This is a genomic window from Dyadobacter jejuensis (genome assembly GCF_003149085.1).
Lineage (GTDB): Bacteria > Bacteroidota > Bacteroidia > Cytophagales > Spirosomataceae > Dyadobacter > Dyadobacter jejuensis.
This window is the reverse complement of the sequence record NZ_QGDT01000001.1, coordinates 883,020-907,552: the sequence shown is the minus strand read 5'-3', so window position 1 is coordinate 907,552 and position 24,533 is coordinate 883,020. Positions and strand designations below refer to the sequence as shown.

21 protein-coding genes are annotated in these 24,533 nt (G+C 45.8%); 12 read left to right on the top strand and 9 right to left on the bottom strand.

Features of this window, described 5'->3' with window-relative positions; genetic code table 11:
- Positions 1–5 precede the first annotated feature (5 nt).
- On the top strand, positions 6–3,128 hold the full coding sequence (locus tag CLV98_RS03715; RefSeq protein ID WP_109672866.1) for an efflux RND transporter permease subunit: 3,123 nt from the start codon (positions 6–8) through the stop codon (positions 3,126–3,128).
- 152 nt (positions 3,129–3,280) lie between these two features.
- Here the strand turns inward: CLV98_RS03715 and CLV98_RS03710 are convergent, their stop codons facing one another.
- A complete protein-coding gene (locus CLV98_RS03710) occupies positions 3,281–3,805 on the bottom strand; it encodes a TlpA family protein disulfide reductase (RefSeq protein WP_109673065.1) in 525 nt (174 codons plus the stop codon).
- 176 nt (positions 3,806–3,981) lie between these two features.
- Between CLV98_RS03710 and CLV98_RS03705 the strand changes: the two genes are divergently transcribed.
- From CLV98_RS03705 to CLV98_RS03695, 3 genes are all read left to right on the top strand, one after another.
- Positions 3,982–5,352, top strand: a complete 1,371-nt coding sequence (locus CLV98_RS03705) for a tetratricopeptide repeat protein (protein WP_229203189.1) — start codon at positions 3,982–3,984, stop codon at positions 5,350–5,352.
- A 364-nt stretch (positions 5,353–5,716) separates the two neighbouring features.
- Entirely contained in the window at positions 5,717–5,929 is a 213-nt protein-coding gene (locus tag CLV98_RS03700; RefSeq protein ID WP_109672864.1) for a hypothetical protein, read from the top strand.
- On the top strand, positions 5,929–6,168 hold the full coding sequence (locus CLV98_RS03695) for a hypothetical protein (RefSeq protein WP_109672862.1): 240 nt from the start codon (positions 5,929–5,931) through the stop codon (positions 6,166–6,168). Before CLV98_RS03700 ends, CLV98_RS03695 begins: the two co-directional genes overlap by 1 nt.
- 36 nt (positions 6,169–6,204) lie before the next feature.
- Here the strand turns inward: CLV98_RS03695 and CLV98_RS03690 are convergent, their stop codons facing one another.
- Together CLV98_RS03690 and nhaA are read right to left on the bottom strand one after the other, a co-directional pair.
- Complete coding sequence (locus CLV98_RS03690; protein ID WP_109673064.1) at positions 6,205–7,524, bottom strand: DUF389 domain-containing protein; 1,320 nt, start codon at positions 7,522–7,524, stop codon at positions 6,205–6,207.
- 88 nt (positions 7,525–7,612) lie between these two features.
- Positions 7,613–8,824 carry a Na+/H+ antiporter NhaA gene (gene nhaA, locus CLV98_RS03685; RefSeq protein ID WP_109672860.1) on the bottom strand — a complete coding sequence of 404 codons (1,212 nt, stop codon included), beginning with the start codon at positions 8,822–8,824 and terminating at the stop codon, positions 7,613–7,615.
- A gap of 317 nt (positions 8,825–9,141) precedes the next feature.
- Between nhaA and CLV98_RS03680 the strand changes: the two genes are divergently transcribed.
- The 4 genes from CLV98_RS03680 (at position 9,142) to CLV98_RS03665 (ending at position 14,235) form a co-directional block, all read left to right on the top strand.
- Positions 9,142–10,563, top strand: coding sequence for an alanine/glycine:cation symporter family protein (locus CLV98_RS03680; RefSeq protein WP_109672858.1), 1,422 nt, complete (start codon positions 9,142–9,144; stop codon positions 10,561–10,563).
- A gap of 402 nt (positions 10,564–10,965) precedes the next feature.
- Positions 10,966–13,008 carry a histidine kinase gene (locus CLV98_RS03675; protein ID WP_109672856.1) on the top strand — a complete coding sequence of 681 codons (2,043 nt, stop codon included), beginning with the start codon at positions 10,966–10,968 and terminating at the stop codon, positions 13,006–13,008.
- On the top strand, positions 13,005–13,766 hold the full coding sequence (locus CLV98_RS03670) for a LytR/AlgR family response regulator transcription factor (RefSeq protein ID WP_109672854.1): 762 nt from the start codon (positions 13,005–13,007) through the stop codon (positions 13,764–13,766). Before CLV98_RS03675 ends, CLV98_RS03670 begins: the two co-directional genes overlap by 4 nt.
- 244 nt (positions 13,767–14,010) lie before the next feature.
- Positions 14,011–14,235, top strand: a complete 225-nt coding sequence (locus CLV98_RS03665) for a hypothetical protein (RefSeq protein WP_229203188.1) — start codon at positions 14,011–14,013, stop codon at positions 14,233–14,235.
- Between the two features lie 44 nt (positions 14,236–14,279).
- Here the strand turns inward: CLV98_RS03665 and CLV98_RS03660 are convergent, their stop codons facing one another.
- The 6 genes from CLV98_RS03660 to CLV98_RS03635 form a co-directional block, all read right to left on the bottom strand.
- Complete coding sequence (locus CLV98_RS03660) at positions 14,280–15,635, bottom strand: DUF5690 family protein (protein ID WP_109672853.1); 1,356 nt, start codon at positions 15,633–15,635, stop codon at positions 14,280–14,282.
- A gap of 44 nt (positions 15,636–15,679) precedes the next feature.
- On the bottom strand, positions 15,680–17,050 hold the full coding sequence (locus CLV98_RS03655; protein ID WP_109672850.1) for an aspartate aminotransferase family protein: 1,371 nt from the start codon (positions 17,048–17,050) through the stop codon (positions 15,680–15,682).
- A 129-nt stretch (positions 17,051–17,179) separates the two neighbouring features.
- Positions 17,180–18,154 (bottom strand): alkaline phosphatase family protein, encoded by a 975-nt coding sequence (locus CLV98_RS03650; protein WP_109672848.1) that lies wholly within the window; start codon positions 18,152–18,154, stop codon positions 17,180–17,182.
- A 105-nt stretch (positions 18,155–18,259) separates the two neighbouring features.
- Positions 18,260–19,390: a TIGR03364 family FAD-dependent oxidoreductase gene (locus CLV98_RS03645; protein ID WP_109672847.1), complete on the bottom strand. Its 1,131-nt coding sequence runs from the start codon at positions 19,388–19,390 to the stop codon at positions 18,260–18,262.
- Positions 19,387–20,076 carry an HAD-IA family hydrolase gene (locus tag CLV98_RS03640; protein ID WP_109672845.1) on the bottom strand — a complete coding sequence of 230 codons (690 nt, stop codon included), beginning with the start codon at positions 20,074–20,076 and terminating at the stop codon, positions 19,387–19,389. The genes CLV98_RS03645 and CLV98_RS03640 overlap by 4 nt, the downstream gene beginning before the upstream one ends.
- Before the next feature lie 272 nt (positions 20,077–20,348).
- Positions 20,349–20,930 (bottom strand): helix-turn-helix domain-containing protein, encoded by a 582-nt coding sequence (locus tag CLV98_RS03635; protein WP_109672843.1) that lies wholly within the window; start codon positions 20,928–20,930, stop codon positions 20,349–20,351.
- 210 nt (positions 20,931–21,140) lie between these two features.
- On the opposite strand from CLV98_RS03635, the gene CLV98_RS03630 reads away from it, so the two are divergent.
- From CLV98_RS03630 to CLV98_RS03615, 4 genes are all read left to right on the top strand, one after another.
- Positions 21,141–22,670, top strand: coding sequence for an ATP-binding cassette domain-containing protein (locus tag CLV98_RS03630; protein WP_109672842.1), 1,530 nt, complete (start codon positions 21,141–21,143; stop codon positions 22,668–22,670).
- 157 nt (positions 22,671–22,827) lie between these two features.
- Positions 22,828–23,280 carry a peptide-methionine (R)-S-oxide reductase MsrB gene (gene msrB, locus CLV98_RS03625; RefSeq protein WP_109672840.1) on the top strand — a complete coding sequence of 151 codons (453 nt, stop codon included), beginning with the start codon at positions 22,828–22,830 and terminating at the stop codon, positions 23,278–23,280.
- Positions 23,270–23,812, top strand: a complete 543-nt coding sequence (gene msrA, locus CLV98_RS03620) for a peptide-methionine (S)-S-oxide reductase MsrA (protein ID WP_109672838.1) — start codon at positions 23,270–23,272, stop codon at positions 23,810–23,812. Before msrB ends, msrA begins: the two co-directional genes overlap by 11 nt.
- A gap of 76 nt (positions 23,813–23,888) precedes the next feature.
- The gene (locus CLV98_RS03615; RefSeq protein ID WP_109673062.1) at positions 23,889–24,485 is read left to right on the top strand and encodes a uracil-DNA glycosylase family protein; all 597 of its coding nucleotides are present in this window, start codon (positions 23,889–23,891) and stop codon (positions 24,483–24,485) included.
- Positions 24,486–24,533: the final 48 nt, after the last annotated feature.

The following is a 24,533-nucleotide window of genomic DNA, read 5'->3' as shown; positions in this document are numbered from 1 at the left end:
CTGCCATGAACAAGTTCATCAGAAATATTATTTCATTCTCTCTTAAAAACAAGGGGTTTACCTTTTTCTGGGTAGGGCTACTCGCCATATCGGGTTTTGTAGCCTTTAGGAATATGCCCATAGAGGCCTTTCCCGACGTTACCAACACGCAGATTATCATCGTGACAGAATGGAACGGAAGAAGTGCCGAGGAAATAGAACGATTCGTGACCACTCCGGTCGAAATCGCCATGAACTCCGTGCAGAAAAAGACCAGCGTACGCAGCATTACTATGTTTGGCTTATCGGTGATCAAAATCATATTCGACGATGAGGTCGACGACTCCTTCGCCCGCCAGCAAGTCAATAACCAATTGCGCAATATATCACTCCCCGACGACGTAGAGCCGGATATTCAACCCCCTTACGGGCCCACTGGCGAGATATTCCGATATGTCTTACAAAGCAAATCAAGGGACACACGAGACCTGCTTACCATCCAAAACTGGACCATCGATAGGCAGCTACGGGCTATTCCGGGCGTTGCCGACGTGGTGGCCTTTGGCGGACAGGAAAAAACCTATGAAGTCAGTGTAGATCCCAACCGTTTGGCAAAATACGACATTACTCCCCTGCAGGTATATGAGGCCGTCAACCAGAGCAATATCAATGTAGGAGGCGATATTATCGAAAAAAATGGACAGGCATACGTCGTAAGAGGCGTGGGCTTGGTGAGCAGCATCCAGGACATCGAGAATATTATTGTGGACGAGGCCGCAGGCAACCCTATATTGGTGAAGCAGCTGGCCGACGTATTAGAAAGCTCCATGCCTCGTGTAGGACAGGTAGGGCTCAACGATAACGACGACGTTGTGGAAGGGATAGTGGTGATGCGAAAGGGGGAAAACCCCAAAGAGGTCCTGACCAGAGTTAAAGATAAGATAGCAGAGCTCAACGCTTCGGTGCTCCCTTCCGACGTTGTCATGGAGACCTTTTATGACCGTGACAATCTCATGAATTTCACCACCCAGACCGTCATGCACAACGTGGTGGAGGGCATCGTATTGGTAACGGTCATTGTTTTTTTATTTATGGCCGACTGGCGCACCACCCTCACCGTGTCGATCATCATCCCCCTATCGCTCCTATTCGCCTTTTTATGTCTGAAGCTAAAAGGCATGAGTGCAAATTTACTCTCCTTAGGGGCGGTCGATTTTGGAATTATTATCGATGGAGCCGTGGTAATGGTCGAAGGCATATTCGTCACCCTCGACCACCTGGCTATCAAAAAAGGCTTACCTCGCTACAACAAGCTGGCCATAGGGAGTGCGATCAAGAAAACGGGCACCGAGATGGGTAAATCCATTTTCTTCTCCAAACTCATTATTATCACCGCCCTGCTCCCCATTTTTGCGTTTCAGAAAGTCGAGGGAAAGATGTTTAGTCCACTCGCCTATACCTTAGGCTTTGCCCTTTTGGGCGCACTCCTATTTACGCTGACTCTGGTGCCGGTGTTATGCCATCTATTACTCAATAAGAATGTTAAGGAAAAGAATAATCCTTTTGTGAATTTTTGGAACCGAGCGGTAGAAAAGGGCTTTTTATGGACCTTCTCGCATAAAAAGCTGAGCCTCACACTGGCCTTGCTAATGATGACGGCCACTTTCTATTCCAGCAGTTTGCTAGGAACAGAGTTTCTTCCCCAACTCAACGAGGGCGCATTATGGGTAGAGGCTAAGCTACCCATGAGCTATAGCCTTCCAGAAACCGTGAAGATGACAGCCACCTTGCGAAAGGAGCTCCAAGAATTCCCTGAGGTCAACGGTGTACTATCTCAAGCTGGCAGGAGTAATGATGGAACCGACCCCAGCGGTTTTTACTATGTACAAATGCAGGTAAACCTGAAACCAAAGGAATCCTGGGAGCGCAAGATCAGCCTCGATGATTTGGTGAAAGAAATGGACGATTCGCTGAGCAATTATCAGGGAATTGGCTACAACTACTCCCAGCCCATCATCGATAACGTGGCCGAAAGCGTGGCGGGGATTAACGCCTCCAATGCCGTAAAGATATATGGCGACGACCTAGACCAGCTCGATAAAATAGCCAACGAGGTGATTAAGCAAATAGAACATGTGCCTGGTATAGAAGATGTAGGCATATTGCGAAATGTAGGCCAGCCAGAGGTGAGTGTGTTGCTAGACCGGGAAAAAATGGCTGCCTATGGCGTCAAAGTGGCCGACGCCCAAGCCGTTTTGGAAATGGCCTTCGGTGGTAAAACCGCCAGCCAAAAGTACGAAGGAGAGAAAAAATTCGATATCCGGCTTCGCTTTCAACAAGCGTATAGGAAGGACGAACAGGATATGGCGGCTCTTAAGGTCCCTACCCTACAAGGAAGCAAGATCCCTCTGAAGGAAATCGCCACCATAGAAAAACAAACGGGACCGGCGTTTATCTATCGCGACAATACCAAGCGATTTATTGGTGTTAAGTTTTCGGTTAGAAATCGAGATTTAGGAAGCACTATCACAGAGGCTCAAAAAAATGTATCGGCCCACATTCAGCTTCCCATCGGCTACAAGGTAGGATGGACCGGAGAGTTTGAAAACCAGGTAAGAGCCTCCAAGCGACTCGCCGAAGTAGTCCCGCTCAGCCTTATTGGGATATTCTTTATTCTTTTCGTTTTGTTTGGGAACATCAAGGATGCATTGATCGTCCTTTCCAATGTCCCATTTGCCATTATGGGTGGTATCTTGGCCTTGCACCTCACGGGGATCAACTTCGGAATTTCGGCAGGAGTTGGTTTTATCGCCCTCCTGGGCATATGCATACAGAATGGGGTCATCCTGTTATCGGAGTTTCATAGTAATCTTAGGAAGCGCTGGTCGTTGACACAGGCCATTTTTGAAGGGGTAAAAACTAGAACCCGGCCGGTGGTCATGACGGCCCTGATGGCCTCCATAGGGCTTCTGCCAGCGGCCTTGTCGACAGGAATAGGTTCAGAATCTCAAAAACCCCTCGCCGTTATAATTATTGGGGGATTAATTACGGCCACCGTGCTTACCCTCATGGTATTCCCGATTGTATTCTGGATATTTTACAGGAAACAAGAAAAGGAGTCGGAGGTGCTTCTCAACCTAGGGTCCTAGGCCAGCACGACAAAAAAAACAGCCATGTCGGCCTATAATAAAATAAATAGGCAGACATGGCATATGTTACGCTTTGCTAGGTAAGATTAGTACCGGTCCACTAAATGAAAAGAAACCTATACAGGACATCGAACATCACGAGACCAAGATTACTAGATTTCCGCAATTTTTTCTTCAATGAGTTGATGCACCTCTGGGCGATCCCACTGGGAGGCACCTACCTCTTGTGCCACGATCTCTCCTTTATGTATGATATAAGTACGTGGTATAGCGTTACCATCCAAGGCCGAAGGATAAGGACCTACATACTGATAAAAAGGAAGCTGATACCCTTTACGCTCCACGAAAGGATTTACTGTGGCTGCATCCTCATCGGATACGATATAAAATGCCACCTTGTCATTATCCTTATACTTGTCATATAAGGACTGGATACCGGGCATTTCCATATTACAGGGCCCACACCAAGTAGCCCACACATTCAAGAACACCAGCTTATCTTCTTCCATGGGTACTACCTTCCCTTGAAGATCCCTCATCCCAGTCAGATAAGAGCCTGTAGGTTGCGTTATGGGCGCTTCAAATTGAGCCACGTCGGTATCGTCATTTCCTTTAAAAGCAAAATATATTGCCCCGGCCAAAACAAGTACCATCACGACCAGAACTATTTTCTTCATTCCTTGCATTATTATTCGGATTAGGTTTTAAGTAAGAACGGTATAAAATTAAATAAATTCCTCTAAAAGCGAATAACACCAAAAAATGCTATTGCGGAACTTGATGCCCAAGAGGAAATTAAATACTTTTATAGCCGAAACTATCACTATCAGAATCGAGGAAACGATTACCCTACATGAAATACTTATTCTTAGGCCTATTGGCTTTAACGACCCTACTAAAATCCACCTCTTCCATTGCGCAACGTTCGGCTGCCGATTATTTCGAAGAAGGTAACACCAAGGCAAGAACCGGCAATTATGTTGGTGCCATCCAGGACTTCACCCAAGTATTGGCCCTAAGCCCCGACCATGCTCCGAGTTATTTTAACAGGGGTCTTTCGAAAGCCAGCCTAAAGGACTACCGGGGAGCCATCAGCGACTATGATAAGGCCATTCAAATTAACCCCAAGGAGGCGCTTTATTTCGAAAGCCGTGGCGTGTGCAAGAGCTTACAACAGGAATTCTCCTCCGCCCTACAGGATTACAGCATGGCCATTGAGCTCGACCCCGACCAAGCCAAAACTTACTACAACCGAGGGGTGAGCCATGCCAAGCTTAAGAACTTAAGACTGGCCCTTCAAGATCTGGACAAGGCGCTTTCAATGGATCCCGACGATGTACCAGCCCTTTATGCCCGAGGAAGCTGCAGGCAAGACCTTCAAGAATACGCAGGAAGTCTGGCAGATTTTACCCGGGTTATCGAGTTAAGCCCCAAACGGACGGGCGCTTATGGAAGCAGAGGCCTTGCCAAATTCGAACTTGGCGACTACCAAGGAGCCGTCGATGACTTTACCAAGGCCATGGCCCTGAATCCCGACGAAAGCTGGTACCATACCAACCGGGGTTTTGCAAAAAATAAACTAGAGGATTTTGAAGGTGCCGTACAAGACTACGATAAAACCCTAGAGCTCGAACCTAATAATGTTGAAGCCTATTATGGAAGAGGATTCGCCAAAGCCAAACTTAATGACCAGGCGGGCGCCATTAAGGATCTGGAAATGGCCATTAAGGTAAAAAACCAATATCTGGCTGCACCAAAGAAAAAATCACTGAAGTTTTGGGCAAAACCTGAGCCATCGGTAGGTCCGCTCTCTCTAGATACGCTCAACCAGTTCAGAAAGGAAGTAGTCGTAAACTTCAAAATAAAGGAAATTAGCAACGAAAGGGCCGAGGCCTACTTTTTACGGGGTACAAGCTATGCCAAATCGGGCAATACCAAATCTGCCTTCAAGGATCTGACCAGGGCCATTGAGCTCTCCCCCAATTATTCTGAAGCATTTTACCAAAGGGCTTTGATTCGTTCTGAATGGGGCAATCAGCAGGAAGCTATCTTAGACCTTACAACTACCCTAAAGCTAGAACCTAGCTTTACCGAAGCCTACTACCTACGAGGTGTGTTCAAGCTCAATATTGGACTCGTCCCCGAAGGCTGCGAGGACCTTAGTACGGCAGGTGGAATGGGCTACAAACAAGCCTATACCTTAATAGCATCTTACTGTAATTAATAAAATACTTGCGGCCATAGCTTCTTTATGTTGATTATTCGTCATAAGGCTATGGCCGCTATCTTTTATGGCATCGTCTTGCTTATTCGCAGCCCGACGACCCCACCAATGCTGCCATAGTAGACGATTTCCACACTGAAAAGGGAATCAAATACCCACCTCATTTTTCCCCGTTTCAGCCCCCTATTTCTACAATACCCAAGGTCCTTATGGGCCTACCCGCCTCATACCTATTGATTTTCAAAGCCTTACTCCGGCGCCTTACTTTCAGCCCAATCAAAAAGCAAGAATCGAATGTTTTGGCATAGTTGTTTTTTAATCTGTAAAAACGATTGAAATCATTCAAAACTAAATCAACGCAATCATGATAGCATCCATAGGCGACAGCGGAATAGATAAAATTAAGGCGGGTTCAGTAATTATGGTTTCGGGAACCCCCGGCGAGGTGGAGGCAAGAGAGGAGATCTCCAAATTCTTAGCAGAGCATCAAATGCAAGACTTAGGCTATTTTGCCATATCGGACGGGTATTATATCCTCTACCATAAAACGACCAATCATCAGGAAGCCTTGGCATAATGGAGCACCTCACCCCCCACAAAGAGGCTGAGAAGAAAGGGACCTTTCAACTCCTAGGCCAGCGACTTATTCAGATTATAATCCACAAGCAAGATGTGATGAAAATTGCTCCTATAAAAAAGGGAGAAGCCAGTACCATCTATCTAAAAAACAATGTGTACTACCAGGTTCAGGCCACCCAAGAGGAAATATTTCGGGAACTTGCTTGGGGCAATACCGAGGCGGCTCATCCGGCATAGCACCGCCCCTATTCGGCTCCTAAACTCTTTGTAGAATCACCTTTCTACAAAGAGTTTTAAGGAATCGGTCCCCATGCGTACCGTAAGCCATTTTTTTATTTTTGGTAACTCTTTCATCGTCTTCTTCGACTCTTTGGAGCCTAATACCACCACAGTATAGGTAGGAACCGCGGTTGAATCGCCAAAGAAGGCCTGTTTACGCGCCGAGATATAATATATCTCAGGAAAGAACGACTTAATCTCTTTAAAAAGATTGTCGGCTATCAGCTCAGCCCGGCGAATGCTATCCTCCTTAGCCAAATTCAGACTAAGGGTCGATTTCAGCTGGTTGATCTCGGCGGCGTATTTGTCGGCCTTGGAGAGTTCCTGAACGGCTTGCACGTCATCATTAACCGAAAAACCCTGCTGGATAATGACTTCCGTATCGGCCAACCCATAAATGGAGAGGCGTTGTTGGAGTCTTTGTTTTTCATCTTCCCCGATTTTTTTACCCCCATAGGTCAGCACAATTTCCCTCTGACCATAATTAAAATCGGTTTTCAACAAGTAGTCACCCTCTATATAGCTTTCGTTCACTACAAACCGATTGGCGTTCTGCGTAAACTGTTCCTGCTGAACCAGCAAATAACCATAATAAAGACTGGGCACGGCCGTAAGTACCACTATAAACGAAACCCAACGATTGGCCGATCGCTTTTTTCCTTCGTCGGTATAAAACCGGATGGGGTAATTCAGAATTCGAACCGTAAGGAGCGTAGCGGTACCTATAAACACCGTATTGATCAATAGCAAATACAAGGCACCAAAAAAGAAATTCCATTGCAGGGTAGCCAAGCCGTACCCCGCGGTACAGAGCGGTGGCATCAGGGCCGTGGCGATGGCCACACCCGGTATTACGTTGCCCCGGTTGCGGCTCGATAAGGCGACCATACCGGCCAAGCCGCCCAGAAGCGCAATAAGCACGTCATAAATATTAGGCTGCGTTCTCGCTAGTAACTCCGAATGCGCTTGGTAGATGGGCGTTACGAAAAAGTAGATAGCCGAAGTGACCAGTCCGGCCATTACGGCAAATAAATAATGCACTATAGACTTTCGAAGTAGGGGAAAATCGTAGGTCGCTATACTATAGCCGATGCCCAATATGGGCCCCATAAGAGGCGATATAAGCATGGCACCGATAATTACGGCCGTACTATTCACATTAAGCCCAATGGAGGCGATAAAAATAGCAAAAATAAGGATCCATAAATTAGTACCCTTAAATTCTATTCCCAGTTCCACCGTATCATGAATGGTGGTATAGTCTTCCCGTTCGGAGGATATATCGAACTTGGAAAGAATATCCTTTAATCCCATAGTATTCGTCATTTAAAAAAGAAATGCGAATATATGTCAATAATAGCGCAAAGGGAAAGAGTATTTTACCAAGTCGCCGGCAGGGACGTTATACCGTAGTTTCTGTTGCTTGATGACGGCTGCGAACTACCGTCTTTTTATCCAAAAGCGACAACCAGGTATAGCCCAAAGCTCCAGAGACCACTGAGCCCAAAAGGATGGCAAATTTCGCTTCAGCCATGATCAAATTCTCGCCGGCAAAGGATAATATGGCGATAAAGACCGACATGGTGAAGCCAATCCCACCCAGCATACCTACCCCAATAACATGCTTCCAGCCCGCTCGGTTAGGCAAATTGGAGAAACCCAACTTAACCGACAACCAGGATAGCGTTGCGATGCCAATCGGCTTTCCTAGGACTAAGCCCGCAATAATACCAATTCCCAAAGGGGTGGTAAGTCCCTCAAGCATTTCACTTTGAAAACGGATATTGGTATTGGCCAAAGCAAAAAGAGGCATAATGAAAAAGTTGACTGGGTTAACTAGAATATGTTCTAGTTTTTCCAAGGGCGACTCTTTAGCATCGGGTGTTGTAGGAATAGCAAAAGCAGTAAGCACCCCTGCAATAGTAGCATGAACACCGGAATGGTGAATAAAATACCAGATAAAGGCACCTGGAATCAGGTAGGCCCATAAGCTTTTGACTCCCACCTTATTGAGCGCTAGGAGGAATAAAAAGATGCCCCCGGCATAAAATAAATATTCGAAATGTAGATTGGATGAATAGAAAACGGCAATCACCAAAATGGCCATCAGATCGTCTACAATAGCCAGAGCGGCCAGAAAGATTTTCAACGATGCAGGCACCTTATCGCCTAGCATATTGATGATGGCAATGGCGAAAGCAATATCGGTGGCCATCGGAATCCCCCATCCACTGGCCGTATGAGTCCCTTTATTGATCAGGAAATAAATAGATGCCGGCACCAAAACCCCTCCTAAGGCGGCAAAAATTGGCAAGGCCGCTTTTTTCAAGGACGACAGCTCCCCCTCAACAAGCTCCCGCTTTATTTCTAAGCCCACTAGCAAAAAGAAAATGGCCATCAAACCATCGTTGATCCAGAGTAAGATAGGATATCTCAGATGAAGCGTGTCGGTGTGTATGCCCATCTCCTTAGCAAGCAAAGCCTCGAAGGCAGGGCCTGCATCGGTATTGGCGATGATCATCGAAATAAATACACATCCAATCAAGATAAGTCCACCGATGGATCCTGATTGGAAAAATTCCTTAAATGGTTTGAGGTTTATAAGCTTTGCCATGGTCACAAAATTAGCCAATTTTTTTGGCCCTGCTTCATATGTTCAGAGGTAGTTGAAGTTAAAATAAATATAATGATGAAAATTATTTCTAAAATCACAAAACAACCATTCCAGGGAAGGATACCTTCCCTGGTTCCCAATCTAACTACATCCAGAATAATTTGGATGTTTTTCTGATAATTCCAAATTAAAGCGAAAGCAATTGATATATTAGCAAATTAATAACTTACTTGTTAATATTTTTAAGTGATAAACCTTTCTTTAAACCAAAATTAATCTACTAAAGTCAGGCCCTATAGCCTGACGACAAATCCCATATGGAAGAAATCGTTGGAGTCATCAATAATATAGTTTGGAGTAATGCATTAATTATCCTTTGTCTCGGTTCGGGCATCTACTTTTCAATTCGTACTGGTTTTTTGCAGGTGCGCTATTTAAAAGACATGGTGATGCTATTGTTTGGAGGTGAATCGTCTCAAAAAGGGGTCAGTTCTTTTCAGGCTTTCACCATCGCCATCTCAGGGCGAGTCGGCACCGGGAATATTGCCGGAGTAGCCACCGCCATCGCTATGGGCGGGCCTGGCGCCGTTTTTTGGATGTGGTCCATTGCCTTTCTGGGTGCAGCATCTGCTTATGTGGAGGCTACTTTAGGGCAGATCTACAAACAAGTTAATAATGACCAATACAGAGGTGGCCCGGCCTACTATATCGAGAAAGGGCTAGGAATTAAATGGTATGCCATTGTATTCGCCGTCGCTACCATCATGAGTACCGCCCTGTTCCTACCTGGGGTTCAAAGCAACAGCATAGCCCTTAGTGCCAATACGGCCTTTGGCATACCCGTCGAATGGACTGGCGCCTTCGTCACCCTTTCATTGGCATTGATCATTTTTGGAGGTGTTAAAAGAATCGGACGAGTAGCCGAACTCGTGGTGCCCTTTATGGCTGGGGCTTATATGCTGATGGCCATTATTATTATCCTGATGAATATCAAAGAAGTCCCCTCCATTTTTGCCCTAATATTTAGATCGGCGTTCGACTTGGAAGCCACCTTCTCCGGCATATTTGGTATGGCCGTTGCATGGGGAGTTAAGAGGGGGATTTACTCTAATGAAGCTGGCCAAGGCACTGCCCCACACGCTGCCGCCGCTGCAGAGGTAAACCACCCCGCCAAACAGGGCTTGGTACAGGCCTTTTCGGTGTACGTCGACACCTTCTTCGTATGTACAGCCACCGCTCTAATGATCCTGTTTACAGGCCAGTACAATGTGGTAAACCCCGAGGGCGGCTTCTTAGTAGAGCACGTACCGGGACTGACCATCGGATCGGATTTTACTCAAGCGGCTATCAACACCCATTTGCCTAGTGTGGGCAGTGGCTTTATATCGATAGCCCTATTATTCTTCGCATTTACTACCATCATGGCTTATTATTATATAGCCGAAACGAACTTAAGCTATCTGATTGGAAAAAAGCAAGGAAAGATATACCTCTACGGCCTACGAGCCCTGATATTAGTGGCTACATTTTATGGGACTATCAAAACGGCCGAACTAGCCTGGACCATCGGTGATATTGGCGTGGGACTCATGGCATGGCTGAACATCATCGCCATTCTAATGCTTAGAAAACCCGCTTTACTAGCGCTAAAAGACTATAAGGAACAAAAAGATGCCGGCAAGGACCCCGTATTCAGTGCCAAGAAACTTAATATTAAGAATGCCGAATTATGGGATTAAAAGGGTGTGGTATAGTGTAAAATAGAATTTCAATCCAATTTTTACTGGAATCATTCGTCCCGGCGACCCTATTAGGAGGCCATGGCGAGTATGTAAGGTAAGGTAAAAATACTGCTTGAGTAGCTCATTAGCGCGCGTCATTGAGCCACTGATGCGCTTCACTAAGTCAATTGCAATTTCTATTTAGCAGCTGCTTATCTGCAGGCGCCTTCAAAAAGCTCCTCCCCGACTCGCATCCGGTTAGCATATGAACCTATATGACCCCACGGAGATTGGTGTAGTGTCCTCAAAATTGTAAAGAGACACTACACCAGTTACTAACCGAAACCCCTTGCCTGCTAACCAGCCCATGAATAATCTACAAAAGCTCGTATTTTTGTAATATTCCCAACGACCAGGGCCATGCGATCACGTGTTATACTTCTACTGTTATTGAACAGCTTGGCCGCTATTGCTTTAGGCCAGGACACCTTGGCTTGGACGAGTATTAAACAGTACGACTACCTATGGAAGCTAGGAAGGCTCTACCACCTCAACCATAGTGCCGCCCATCCCAACCAAATTCCCGTAACGGAGCAGTGGACTCTACTCAATGGGCAATCCCCAGCCGATAGTACCAATTACACCTGGCTCAAAACCACCATTAAAAACGACACCGATTCGACAGTTTACTTCGATCTCGACATTTGGTATGCCGATAGCATTTCGGTTTGGGATAAAAAAAACCAGGTTCATCCCACCATACTGGGTGGCCCCTATGTGGACCTAAACCGATGGCCATTTTATGAAGACCCCAATATAATACCGATCCGCTGTGCACCCGGGCAGCATATGGTCTTATATATACGGCTCTGGAGCGATGAAGGCCGCTCACGCTCTCTTCGGGACATTTACGTACAGACTCGTGAGGAATCCCTCAAGGAGACCATCGCCAATTACCGAAGCAGCATCGGGCAGATAGAGTTTAATGGATTCTTTTTGGGAGCAGTCTGCTTTGCGATGATATTCTTCGTTTTTATCTTTCTTAAAGTTCGAGAATCCCTATTCTTGCTCTATTCACTTTATTTATTAGGAGCCGCTATTTATGCGCTTCTGGTGAAGACCCTCCCATTTTCATTTATAGCCCGACTGGCCTATCTCGACTACCCCATCACCTACAAGCTAGGTGAACCTATCCAATACCTTTTCTTCGCCGCATATATCGCTTTTGGAAAGGCCCTCCTCGATATCGACCAGCGCTATCCCGCCTTAAACAAAGCCCTTAAGGGATTCATTTTCTTGCTAGTCATAGGTGGCCTCTCCTTATTGACATACAATTTATATCATCTCGACTTCCTTTTGCAGAAAAAGGCATTTGGCATTTCCAGGTTGATCATCCTACCCCTGTCTATCGCTGGGCTAATCTGGATAGGAATCGCAGTGAGGAGCCCCTTAAAATGGTTCCTTATTGTAGGTAGCTCCTTTTTTATACTAGGTGGTCTCCTTGCCATCATGGTGGATCCCAAAACCCGTCATTTGTTTTTCGGAGATATAGGACTCAACCCTATTATACTATTTAAAACAGGGATATTGCTCGAGAGTTTATGCTTTGCCCTGGCTTTAGGTTACAAGATAAGGCTCACCCAAGTAGCTAAGGAGCAGGCCTCCAAGGACTATATCGACCAATTGGTACTGAACCGCCGAATGGCCGCTACTGAAACTGAACGTCTCGAAAAAATGGTGGCGGAAAGAACTGCGGAAGTCATCGAAAAAAACCGCCTGATTGAAATCCAAAAACAGAAAGGACTTCGATCGGATTTGGAGAAAAAATTATCAGAAATGGAAATGAAGGCCCTCAGGAGTCAGATGAACCCCCATTTTATCTTTAACAGCCTCAACTCTATCCGATACCAAATACTTACTGAGAACTATGAGGTAGCCTCTAACTACCTGACCAGGTTTTCGAAACTTTTACGTCATATTTTGCAAAACTCCCGAGAACACATTATCAATCTGGACGATGAGATCGAAATGAACCGGCTCTACCTGCAGCTCGAAAGCTTACGATTCAGTAGGGGTTTCGAGTACCTCTTCGATATACCCGACGACGTGGATACCACCGAAATTATAGTACCTCCTATGCTCCTGCAACCCTATATCGAAAATGCCATTAAGCATGGGCTGGTACCAAGCAACAAAGCACAAAAAAAAGTAGAAATAAGAGTCAGTACCTGCGAAACCGGCTATATGATCACCATTGAAGACAACGGGGTAGGCCGACAAACCTCGGCCACCCATAGTAGGATGCACGACAAACAAAGCTTGGGAATGATTATCTCGGATGAGCGCATAGCCCTTTTTAACGATCATTTTAAATCAAAAATAGAAGTTACTGTCACCGATCTGTATGAAGATGAATTAGCCAGTGGCACCCGAATCACCTTCATCTATAAACCCGAATTATGATGTATACAACCATACTAGTAGACGATGAGCTGCATTGCACAGAAAGCCTGGCGATGCTACTTAAAAAAAATCACCCGGAACTCACCATTTTAGGGAAGTTCAATGAATCCAAAATGGCCCTTGAGTTCATCAAGGCTAACCAGGTCGACTTGATATTTCTGGACATAGAAATGCCAGGCCTCAACGGCTTCGAACTGTTGAGCGAAGTGGAAGACCTGAATTTTGATGTGGTATTCGTGACCGCCTATGACCAATACGCCATCAAGGCGTTTACTTATAGTGCAATCAGCTATCTACTAAAACCTGTAGACGAGGAGGATTTACAGGACACTATCGTAAGGTGGAAGGAGAAGAAAAATAAAACCTTAGCCCTAAATCAGCTGCATATGATGCATGACTTACTGACCAATACCAACCGCCTGAAGACAAAAGTGGCCCTTCCTACCTCAGATGGCCTGGAATTTATTGAAATAAAATCCATTATGCGCTGTGAAAGTGAGAGCAATTACACCAGGTTATACTGCCTCGACAAATCCAAACACCTCATTTGTCGGACTTTAAAGGAGGTTGAACGGGTGTTGCAGGAAAGCGGATTCGTCAGGGTGCACCATTCCCACCTGATTAACCCTCAGTATATCAAGAAGTTCGTAAGAAATGACGGAGGATATATTATCATGGACGATGGTGAACAAATATCGGTGTCAAGGACTAAGAAAGACCGTCTATTCGAATTATTCAATCATGTCGAAAGGTTATAATGCAATTGAAAATAATAACACCAATTGTACTTTTCCTATTTAACTTGAAATTAACCAAATAATATTTTCTGTTAAAAAAATTTAAGATTCTCTTGTAAATCTTCAATTTTAACCTCTTTTTAAGGTAATTACAGGGTTGATAAAAAAATATTTTAAATATTATTTCCCAAACTGAAACATATTACCGTACCTTTGCGTTGTAATAATATAAGAATTCAGAAAGAAAGAGAAAAACACAGAAACTATGAAATATACAATTAAGAACACCGCCATCATCGCTTTTTTTAGCATTGCCCTTGGTATCTCAGCACAAGCAGCCAATAAGGATATTAATACTCACTTGCCCGCATCGATCCCTGTAATGGACAGTCCATCACCAGAGGCTCCTAAAAAAGTGGAAGTTGAGAAGCAATATACGCCTACTCAAAAAGCGAGCATTGTAAATCTTAAAATAGAGAACCTTAAGTAAATGCAAACGGCATAAAAAAAGGAGGCCTTAGAGGCCTCCTTTTTTTATGCCGTTTCGAACACCACCGCTTCCCTTTCGGGATGGGAGCGAACCCGCTGCCACTCCAGCAGGAAGTTGGCCACTAGCAGCAACCCTAGCCCTATGACGACCTGGCCATAGGTAAAGTTCATCAGCACCGACGACCAACTAATATCTTTCATAAAAAATTCTTTGAACAGCAGCAGACCAACACTCCCTAAGTACCCAATACTCTCACAGATATAGACAAAGAAACCGGCATTGGCCTTAACCCGAAACAAGGCGATAAAACGCTCAAAAATCACAGTCTGCAAGGCAGTATAGGTCAAAAACGTACCTATGCCCAATGATAACATCCAAGAAAAGCCCTGAATCACTCCGGTTTGAAACAGATAAGTAGCCCCTCCACAGAGCAACATCCCCGCTAGCATAATCAGATTGGTCAGTCTAAAGGCGAGCAAATTACTCTTGACATACACCAAAAGTCCGATGACGACAAAAACTACAAATCCTGATATGGTTTCCGTCTGAGCCAAGACTCCATTTTCCCATCCTGCATCTATTTCGTTCCAGATTTCGATCGTGAAGTTGTCGCGAAAATCGCGTACTACCACCAAACCCGCATAAAATAACACCAAACAGAATATCGACAACCCATAGCGCCTCAACACCTGCACTTTATCGAAGTGGGTCATAGGCAACCGTTTTGTTCGTTGTTTTATATCAAAATCGGTAGGATCGGGAATAATGGTGAGCATCCACACAAAAAGCAAAAACGGGAGTAAGAAAATCCCCCCCATAAAGGCAGGCATCCAGAACTCACTGATTTGCGGAAACAGTACGGCCAAATCCAGATAAATGGTTTTAAGGATTCCCGAAGCGATCACCACACTAATGCTCAAACCCATGGCCAGCATCTCCGTCAAATGACGCCCCTCCACAAAGCTGAAAACTACTCCATAGACCATCCCCAAAGGTAGTCCATTCAAGAAAAGCAATAAAAAACCATATGGATGCGGCATCAAACCAAAGAGCAGGAGAGCGACTTCTGCAATGAGTATCAAACCGACGATCAGATAAACCCGTTGCTGGGGCTTCAACTCCGAAATCACCTTAATCCCTACAAATTTGGAGAGGGTATAGCCCACCACTTGGGCAATAATCAAAATAGCCTTATACCCTACCCCCCACAACATTAAGCCCTCATAGAGGCCCGCACTAAAGGGTTTGCGAAAGGCATACATACAAAAATAAACCCCAAACGACGATAACACCGTCCAAAGAATCATCAGGACATCAGACTGCTGTAAGCGACTTTTAAGTTGATCTACCATGATAGCATAACATGAATCGGCCCCCAGCCATAATAACTGAAAACGCATTTAAAAAATTTCGACACGTCCAACCCCTCTTATATAAATAATGACTAGGAAACTTTCCCTTCAATATCACTAACCTTCTGGAGGGCATCATGCAGAATGGTGATGGCCATCTGCAATTCGGTCCTACCAATAGTCAGCGGTGGGCATAGTTGCAGCACATTTCCTTGCGAAATCTTGAAACTCAGGCCATTGGCCAAGCAACCATACATCACTGCCTCTGCTTCTCTTATCGCCTTTTCTTTCGTTTGGCGATCGGTTACCAGCTCTATCCCCCACAGCAACCCTTTTCCACGCACATCGCCAATCAGGGGAAACTTATCCTGCAAGGCCTTTAAGGCCGACCGCATATAGCCTTCATCCTCTTTGACTTTCGTTAAAATATCTTCCTTTTCCAGCACCTCTAACATAGCCAAAGCCGCCACACATCCTAATGGACTCTTTTCATGGGTAAAATGCCCCAGAGAAATATTGGCTGCCAGGTTATAGCGCTCCCTGGTGACGATCCCCGCTAGAGGAATAACCCCAGCCCCCATACCCTTTCCCAAGCAGAGGATATCTGGCTCTATCTGATAGTGCTCAAAAGCAAACATTTTGCCCGTCCGCCCGAAGGCAATGGGAATTTCGTCTAAGATCAACAACACCTGGTGCTTATCGCAGATTTGCCGAATCCGGTCCCAATAAGCTTGTGACGGGATTTGAACATCGGTATTCCGGATCGTCTCGATCAAAAAAGCACCTATATCACCTTCTTTTTCTATAACATACTCCAAATAATCGGCATAGGCTAGGTCTCCATTTTCGGCCGAGGAAAAGGGCCCTCGGTAGGTCATAGGAGGTGGAATACGCTCCACCCCTGGCAGCAACGGACCCAAATCTTTCCGGAAGTCCATCTCCCCACCAGCCGATATAGCATCCATAGAAGCCCCATGGAAAGAATCCCAAACCGACACCAACTTATGCTTGCCCGTCACAACCCTGGCCAGCTTTAGTGCCATACTGATAGCAGAAGTCCCACCGGGTGCCAAAAGCACCCTTTTCAAGTCCCCAGGCAACAAATCGGCCATTTTCTTGGCCAAATTTATAGCAGGTTCATTGGTATATCGCCGCGGTGAAAACGGCAACTTATCCATCTGCTCCTTCACCCGCTCCACCACCAATGGGTGCCCATAGCCAATCTGATGAACATTATTACCATGAAAGTCCATATACTTCTTCCCCTGCAGGTCCGTAATATAGATCCCTTCACAAGATTCCAAAACATCCAGACATGGGGTAGACAAAGACTGATGTAAGAAGTAATCGGCATCCTGTTTCAAGAGCTCTACCGTAGCCGGATCGTCAAGTACGGCATACCATTGCTCACGAGCCGAGGATAAATTTACGTCACCTTCGGTCCTATTCGGTTGTATACTCATATTATAGTCTATGGTTGGGTTTTCTAGTTCCAATAAAACAGAAAACCCTTAAAGAATCAAGCCAATAATAACAATCTACGCATTTAACCTAAGTGGAGGCTACAAGCACCCCACCTAGGTTATCCTGCTTTATTTTGTAGTGTTATCCCCTGTCAGCTCTAGGTTACTCGGCTCAGAGAAACCCTCGAACGCCGCCTTAACGGGTCGGCCAGTCCAGGCATAGGGCTGCTGAACACCTAAGGCAAACGCGATTGTCGCGGCCAGATCGTAGGTATACACTTGTTGCTGCACTTCATAGCTCTTTTTCACCCCTTTACCCGAAAATATCATGGCTATTTCGGCCTCTTCAGGAGTAGCGCCACCATGTCCGGTACCCTTTCCTCCATGGTCGGCAGTAATAATAACCAAGGTATTACCCTCCAATTGAGATTCCCGCACGCCATTCATCACCAGGCCAATCAGGGAATCGGCCTTGGTTACCGACGCGTAATACGGCTCCGATCCGTGGCCATCATGATGACCTGCATGGTCCACATGGTCCAAATGCAAAAAGCCAAGCGTGGGTTTATTTTCTTTCCAATATCTTACAAAGTCGATGGCCGTCGAATCCTCTGTTGAGAAGGTACGGTCATAGCTCACAGCGTCCTTTTGGTACAATCTGCCATACCCTCCCCAATGATAGACGACCTCAATAGTCGCTTCAGGCTGAGCCTTATGCAGCACACTAAATATCGTAGGAAAGCGTCCGTCAGCCTCGGCTACGATTGGTGGCAAACTATGGTCGTCCAGCTCCCAATCGTTACTGGTAATACCATGCTGCTCGGGCCCTGCGCCCATTATCATCGAGGCCCAGTTCGAACTACTAGAGCTAGGCAATACCGTTCTGGTTTTCCACTTTATACTCCCTTGTCCTACCAGGCTATCCATCACTGGAGTAGAAGCCTGCCTAATTCCATCGGGACTCAAGCCATCGACCCCTATCACGATCACATGGTCTACAATCTTGGATGGAAGCTGCTCTTCGCCAGTCTTTTGGTCACAGGATAAGGACACAACGCCCAAAAGAGCAGCCAAGCCGAAAACATTACGATTAACAAATTTCATACTGGTATGGGTTTAGAATAATCAATATATAATACAAAAGCTTAACAACCGTAAATTATAGGGACTAGAGCGGCAAGCGCAAACGCTACCGCTCTAGAATATACGCTAAGAGGTATATTTACCCTGCACCACTTCTTCGCAAAGTCCAAATGAAAGCGTCATTCCCGCTCCTCCTAAACCGTTCACGATCGTGACACCGGGTTCCGGATGAAGCACGACTTCAGTAGCACCGTCCTTCATTTTAGAATAGATACCGTGCCAAGTCTGCGCTATCTTGGGTGATTTGAACTGTGCAAAAGTCGCCAAATAGTCCAAAATCATTTTATTCACAAATTCTCTGTCAAATGGATCGAAGGTGAGGCCGTATTCATGTGAATCGCCAACGGTGATCTCTCCCAACCCATTTTGGGAGGCCATTACATGTATCCCCCATTTCAAATATTCGGGATATTGCTCGGCATAGCGTTCCTTCAGAGCGGTAAGCCCAGGCGCCACCTTAAAGCCATCGTAATGGATCAAAGACAACCCTCCACATAGAGACGGTCCAATCTTCCAGTCGTTGGGCTGGGACTCCAAACGTAACATTTGCAGCTTACACTTGGTAATAGAAGCCTCCCGAAACAAATCAGGATAAAGCGTTTCAAAGTCAGCCCCACCACATACATAGATTACATCGGCCGAAAAACGTTCCCCGCCCGCCGATACATGGGGATGGGCAATCTCCGTAACAGCCCGATCCCAATGAAATTGTACCCCATATTTTTCTGTAAGATAACCGGGAATAGAAGCAATAGCCTCTCTGGGGTCTACAATCATTTCATCGGCCGAATACAAAGCTCCCAGCAACCCCTGAGGATTAACGGCCTGAGACTGGGCCAGGGTTTCGGCTGGGGTCAAGATCTTCAATGGGCGCTGTGGGCTACTTTCAGCCACGAACTGCTCCATCACTTCTAGCTCATCGGTATGGTAGGCCATATGTAAGCTTCCCGCTTGGTGATGCCATATATCCCCTTCTTTTAAAACTTGTTTCCAGATCTGTTGCGCACGCAAGGCCCGGTCATAGAGCTTTCCTTCGGGCTGCCCGATGGGCCACACCATACCAAAATTCCGAACAGAGGCCCCTACAGCCTTACTCGATCGGTCGAAGACTGTGACCTGGTAACCCGCCTCACATAAAGCGCGCGTGGTGGCCAAGCCTACAATGCCAGCGCCAACAACTATAGCAGATGGTTTCATAGGGCCTTTGTTTTTAATTGAAGTATTTCCAACAATCCATCGATACGATCGAGAATATGCGTCGGTTCATACGGCAACAATTCCTCTCGCGTAAAAGCCCCGGTCGTTATGCCAATCGCTAGTGCGCATCCTGCATTTTTGGCTTCATTAATATCCACCTCTGTATCCCCAACCTTCACCACATTTGTCGCCGACTCCACTCCTAGAGTAGCCATTATTTTCTGAATCATATCGGGATAAGGACGGCCATGAGCCACCTCATCACTAGCTACCAACAGATCGATTTTCTTTTCCCAACCAAGTCGACCGACGATCACCTCGGCAATATTTCGCGAAAAGCCGGTATTCAAGGCGATTTTAATCCCTGCCTCCTTTAGAATCGCAAATGTATCCTCTACCCCTGGCAGGGCCACAATATCGTCCGACTCCCGATAGAACTGCATCATCCTCTCTACGAATTCCTGATGAATTTGATCGACCAATAGATCGGTAATCTCCTCAACACCCTGCTTTTCGAGCATCATACGGATGGCTACCGGTTTTTCATAACCCATAATAGGGTTCACCTCAGCCACCGGAACATCATATCCATAAAACTTCATGGCCTGCTGAAATGCCTGCCCAACATAATTACGGTCTTTGACGGTCGTTCCAGCCATATCAAAAACTACAAGTTCAATTGCCATTTTCTTTAAATCTGTTTAGTATTTCAATTTACGGACCTTGCCATTGCTGAATCGATTATTCCGATTCAGCCCGATAGCACTCAAATTACTGTCCACCGTAAAAATAAAGAAAGGCTCTTTAAAAATCAAAAGAAAGTTAAGTAATACTTAATTATCCACCTCTACTTTAAACTATATTGCAAAGAAAATGGATTTATTTTGAACAAATATTACCTGTATGTTAATTAATACTAAACCATTCCTGGGATAAGGAATACGGGCAAAAAAACTTCTTATAGATTCATTTCATTGAAAAAATAAATGACCAACATCAGGGCTTCATCCCCATTGATACATTCGGGATTATGGAGCTCATTGGCATCAAAAAACATGGAATCCCCTTCCTCTAGGATGTGTTTTTCACTACCAATGGCATATTCCACCGTACCTTTTAGAATGTATTTAAACTCATAGGCATTGGTACGTACCATAGGACGCTTCGCCCCCTTTTCTAATCGAAGCAGTACCACATCAATATGGTTATCTTTAAACTGTTTGCTAAAAATACGCTGATAGAAGAATCCTTTGGCGTTTTCCTTGGTAAAACTCTGATAATCTTTTTTCCTTTTTATCACCACACGCTCTTCGGAAGCGTAGGATATGATATCCTTAAAAAACTCATTCAAATCCACATCTAAGGCTTTAATGAGCCCCAACATTACGGGCAAGGAAGGAATGGTCCTGCTATTTTCAATTTGTGAGACTAGGCTTTTGGTAACCCCGGCCTCATTGGCAATATGTTGCAAGGTAACTCCCTTGCCCTTCCTCATTTCTTTGAGTTTGTTACTAATTTGAAAAAGAATATCGTCTTGCATACAAGTATTAATAGTTAGAACACTAAAATGAATTAGATTAACCTTCATTCTCGTTGCTAATAAGAAGGCAATTACGCATCTAATCCAACAACGATAGGCCAACAAAAATAGGAAGATATAAGTGGTTGTCTGAATATTCCTTAGGATATTTGCCAGCTTCAGTAACTGCAATTTTCCCTAAACATATTGGTGAACACCCATAAGAATGATATGAAAGCATTGCATTTCAAGGACGTATCGGTCCGAAAATACGATTCCATAATTTTACAAAACATACAATGGACCCTTCACCCCCAGGAACAATGGGCCATTATAGGACCAAACGGCTCAGGCAAATCGACGCTATTAGAATGCCTAGCTGGCAAATGGCCCCTTTGGAAAGGGCAAATAGACACCGGCCAAAACGGCCCCTTACGCGAGCAAGTGGAGCTACTGCCTAGCGACTACTCCTTTAATAGAATCGTAAACGCTGGTGCAGAGTATTATCAACAGCGATTCCACGCATACGAAGCCGAAAGAGCGCCCACCGTTCGCGCCATACTTACGGATCAGCTTCGGCCGATTGGCACTATCGACGACAAGTCGGTAGACTTGGCCCCCAGCAGCATTAGTGAAGAGAACTTACTAAAAATAACCCATTTACTCTCGATCACCCACCTGCTCGACCATCCGTTCGTTACCCTGTCAAATGGAGAGACCCGGAGAATGTTACTAGCCAAATCACTGGTCAAGCGACCTAAATTCCTATTACTCGACAGCCCCTTTGCGGGCTTAGATACCCATAGCCGCCAGGTTTTGCACCATGCTTTGAAGGTGCTCACCGACGAAGGCACACGCATCGTACTGGTTACCACCTCTACCGAAATCCCCGAGTGCATCACCCATGTACTCGAACTCGACGAAGGAAGAATAGCACGCCAGCAGCCGATTTCACTATTCCGAAGCCATCCCCAACACCGCCCGCAGCTCCCCTTGCCATCTGCTGAGCATCTGGCTCGATTCGGGCTACCCCATACCAACAATTTCGAATACGCCGTCGATCTGCGCAATATACGCGTAACGTATGGTTCCGAGCAGATCCTCAAAGGAATTGACTGGAAGGTGGCCAAAGGAGAAAAATGGGCTTTATCGGGCCCAAATGGATCTGGAAAATCGACCTTACTCAGCATTATAACTGCCGACAACCCCCAGCGATTCGCTAACGACTTCGACCTGTTCGATCAGAAAAGAGGGGGGATTGGAGCGTCTATCTGGGACATTAAACAGAAAATAGGGCATATTTCACCAGAGCTTCACCTCTATTTCCCCAGACACACCCCGGTTCACAAGACCATCGCTTCGGGTTTTTTCGATGCTACGGGTGTATTTTTCAAAAAACTTTCCCCCGAGCAGCTGGAGAAAGTTCAGGAGGTAGCGGAGATTCTTCACGTTGCAGACCTGTTAGAGAAAGACTTTGCTCAACTCTCCAAAGGACAGCAGCGCCTGGTGCTCCTAGCTCGCGCCTTAGTCAAGAACCCGCCCCTGCTCATCTTAGACGAACCCTGCCAGGGTCTAGATGTGCAGGCCACCGAGTATTTTAAGGATATCGTCGACGCCATCTGTCATAACGACGAAAGGACCCTGATATATGTATCCCATTACCCGCATGAAATCCCCTCATGTGTTACCCATTTCATCAAAATAAAAGATGGGCTTATAGCGGAACAAACAAGAATAAAACAGACTGAAAATCAAGATTAGAGTTTGACTTATTGTTTTTAGAAAAATACGGAAACAACCCACATGGAGGATGGCCCCGTGTAAGAATGTCCCCGCTCAATGGAGACTTTTTTGGTACAATTATTGTTGTCACTCATATTGGGTCGAATAATTAAATTAGATATAAACCAAATTCATTATGCTTCAATGGAATGATATCATACGGTTCACCAATCATGGCAACCCGGAGCCCGATCGACGGTTAGAAAAAACCGAGGAAGAATGGCGCGCTATCCTAACGCCAGAGCAGTTTAGGATTGCCCGAAAAAAAGGTACGGAACCCAGCTTTAGCGGGGCCTTGTGCAACAGCCATGAACCAGGGATCTATAGCTGTATCTGTTGCAAAACCCCTTTATTCGATTCTACTATCAAGTTCGAATCGGGTAGTGGGTGGCCAAGTTTTACGCAACCCATACAAGACAATGCCGTAAAATACACCAAAGACACCTCTTTTGGAATGATACGCGTAGAAGCCGAATGCAACGTTTGTGATGCCCATTTGGGCCATATATTCCCCGACGGCCCCGCTCCCAGCGGACTCCGTTATTGTATTAATTCTGAATCGATAGAACTTAACAAAAATGATGAATAAAGAAATAGCAACAGTCGGAGGAGGATGCTTCTGGTGCGTTGAAGCCGTAGTTCAAAGGCTCCAAGGAGTCGAAAGCGTGGTGTCTGGATATGCTGGCGGAACTACAAAGAACCCCACCTACCGCGAAGTATGCACCGGAAATACTGGCCATGCCGAAGTAGTACAGATCACCTTCGACCCCTCCCAAATAAGCTATAAGGATCTGTTAACGGTATTTATGACCACCCACGACCCTACCACCCTCAACCGTCAAGGGGCCGACAGGGGTACCCAATACCGTTCTGTAATATTTTATGCCGACGACACGCAAAAGGCGATTAGTGAGGCGGTTCTCGAGGAGCTCGCCGACACTTTTGACGACCCCATAGTGACCCAAGTGCTTCCCCTACCCGTTTTTTATGAGGCAGAACAGGAGCACCAGAATTATTACAACACCCATCCCGATGCTGGCTTTTGCAGCATGGTGATCGGCCCTAAAGTGCAAAAACTTCGGAAACTTTATGCCCAACGGCTCAAGCCCGCAGAAGCGTAAAATCAAATTTGAACAGGCATAGAACCTACCCGGAAACGGAAGGACCTCTATGCCTGTGTCCGTAAAAAATAACCCGATGGAAGATCTCTGGAAAACGATAAAAGCATGCACCAGATGCGCCGCCGATCTGCCGCTAGGCCCCAACCCGGTGATCGCCGTAGGGCCCAAAAGTAGGATCGTCATCATAGGGCAGGCCCCAGGAAGGGTGGTCCACCACACCAACCTCCCTTGGAACGACAAAAGTGGAGATAACCTACGCCAATGGATGGGGGTAGACCGAGATAGCTTTTACAACACCGACCTTTTTAGCCTAATGCCCATGGGCTTTTGCTACCCGGGAACAGGCAAGTCTGGCGACCTCCCTCCCCGAAAAGAGTGTGCCCCCCTTTACCACCGGCCTCTGCTCGAAAAAATGCCGAAAGTTAGCCTGACACTTCTTGTAGGACAGTATGCCCAACGTTACTACCTAGGCCAACAGGCAAAAAAAACGCTTACCCATACGGTTCAAGCCTTCGAAGAATACCTTCCTCGTTATTTCCCCCTGCCACACCCTTCGCCACGTAATAATATATGGCAAGCCAAAAACCCTTGGTTCAAAGACCAGGTCCTCCCTCATCTTTATTCGCTGGTGCAAGGTATCGTGCACGACGATGATTCCTCTTCAAATTCATAATAAAACAAAAATGGTTTCTATATTTAGGAATCAATCCGGGCAGCCGGA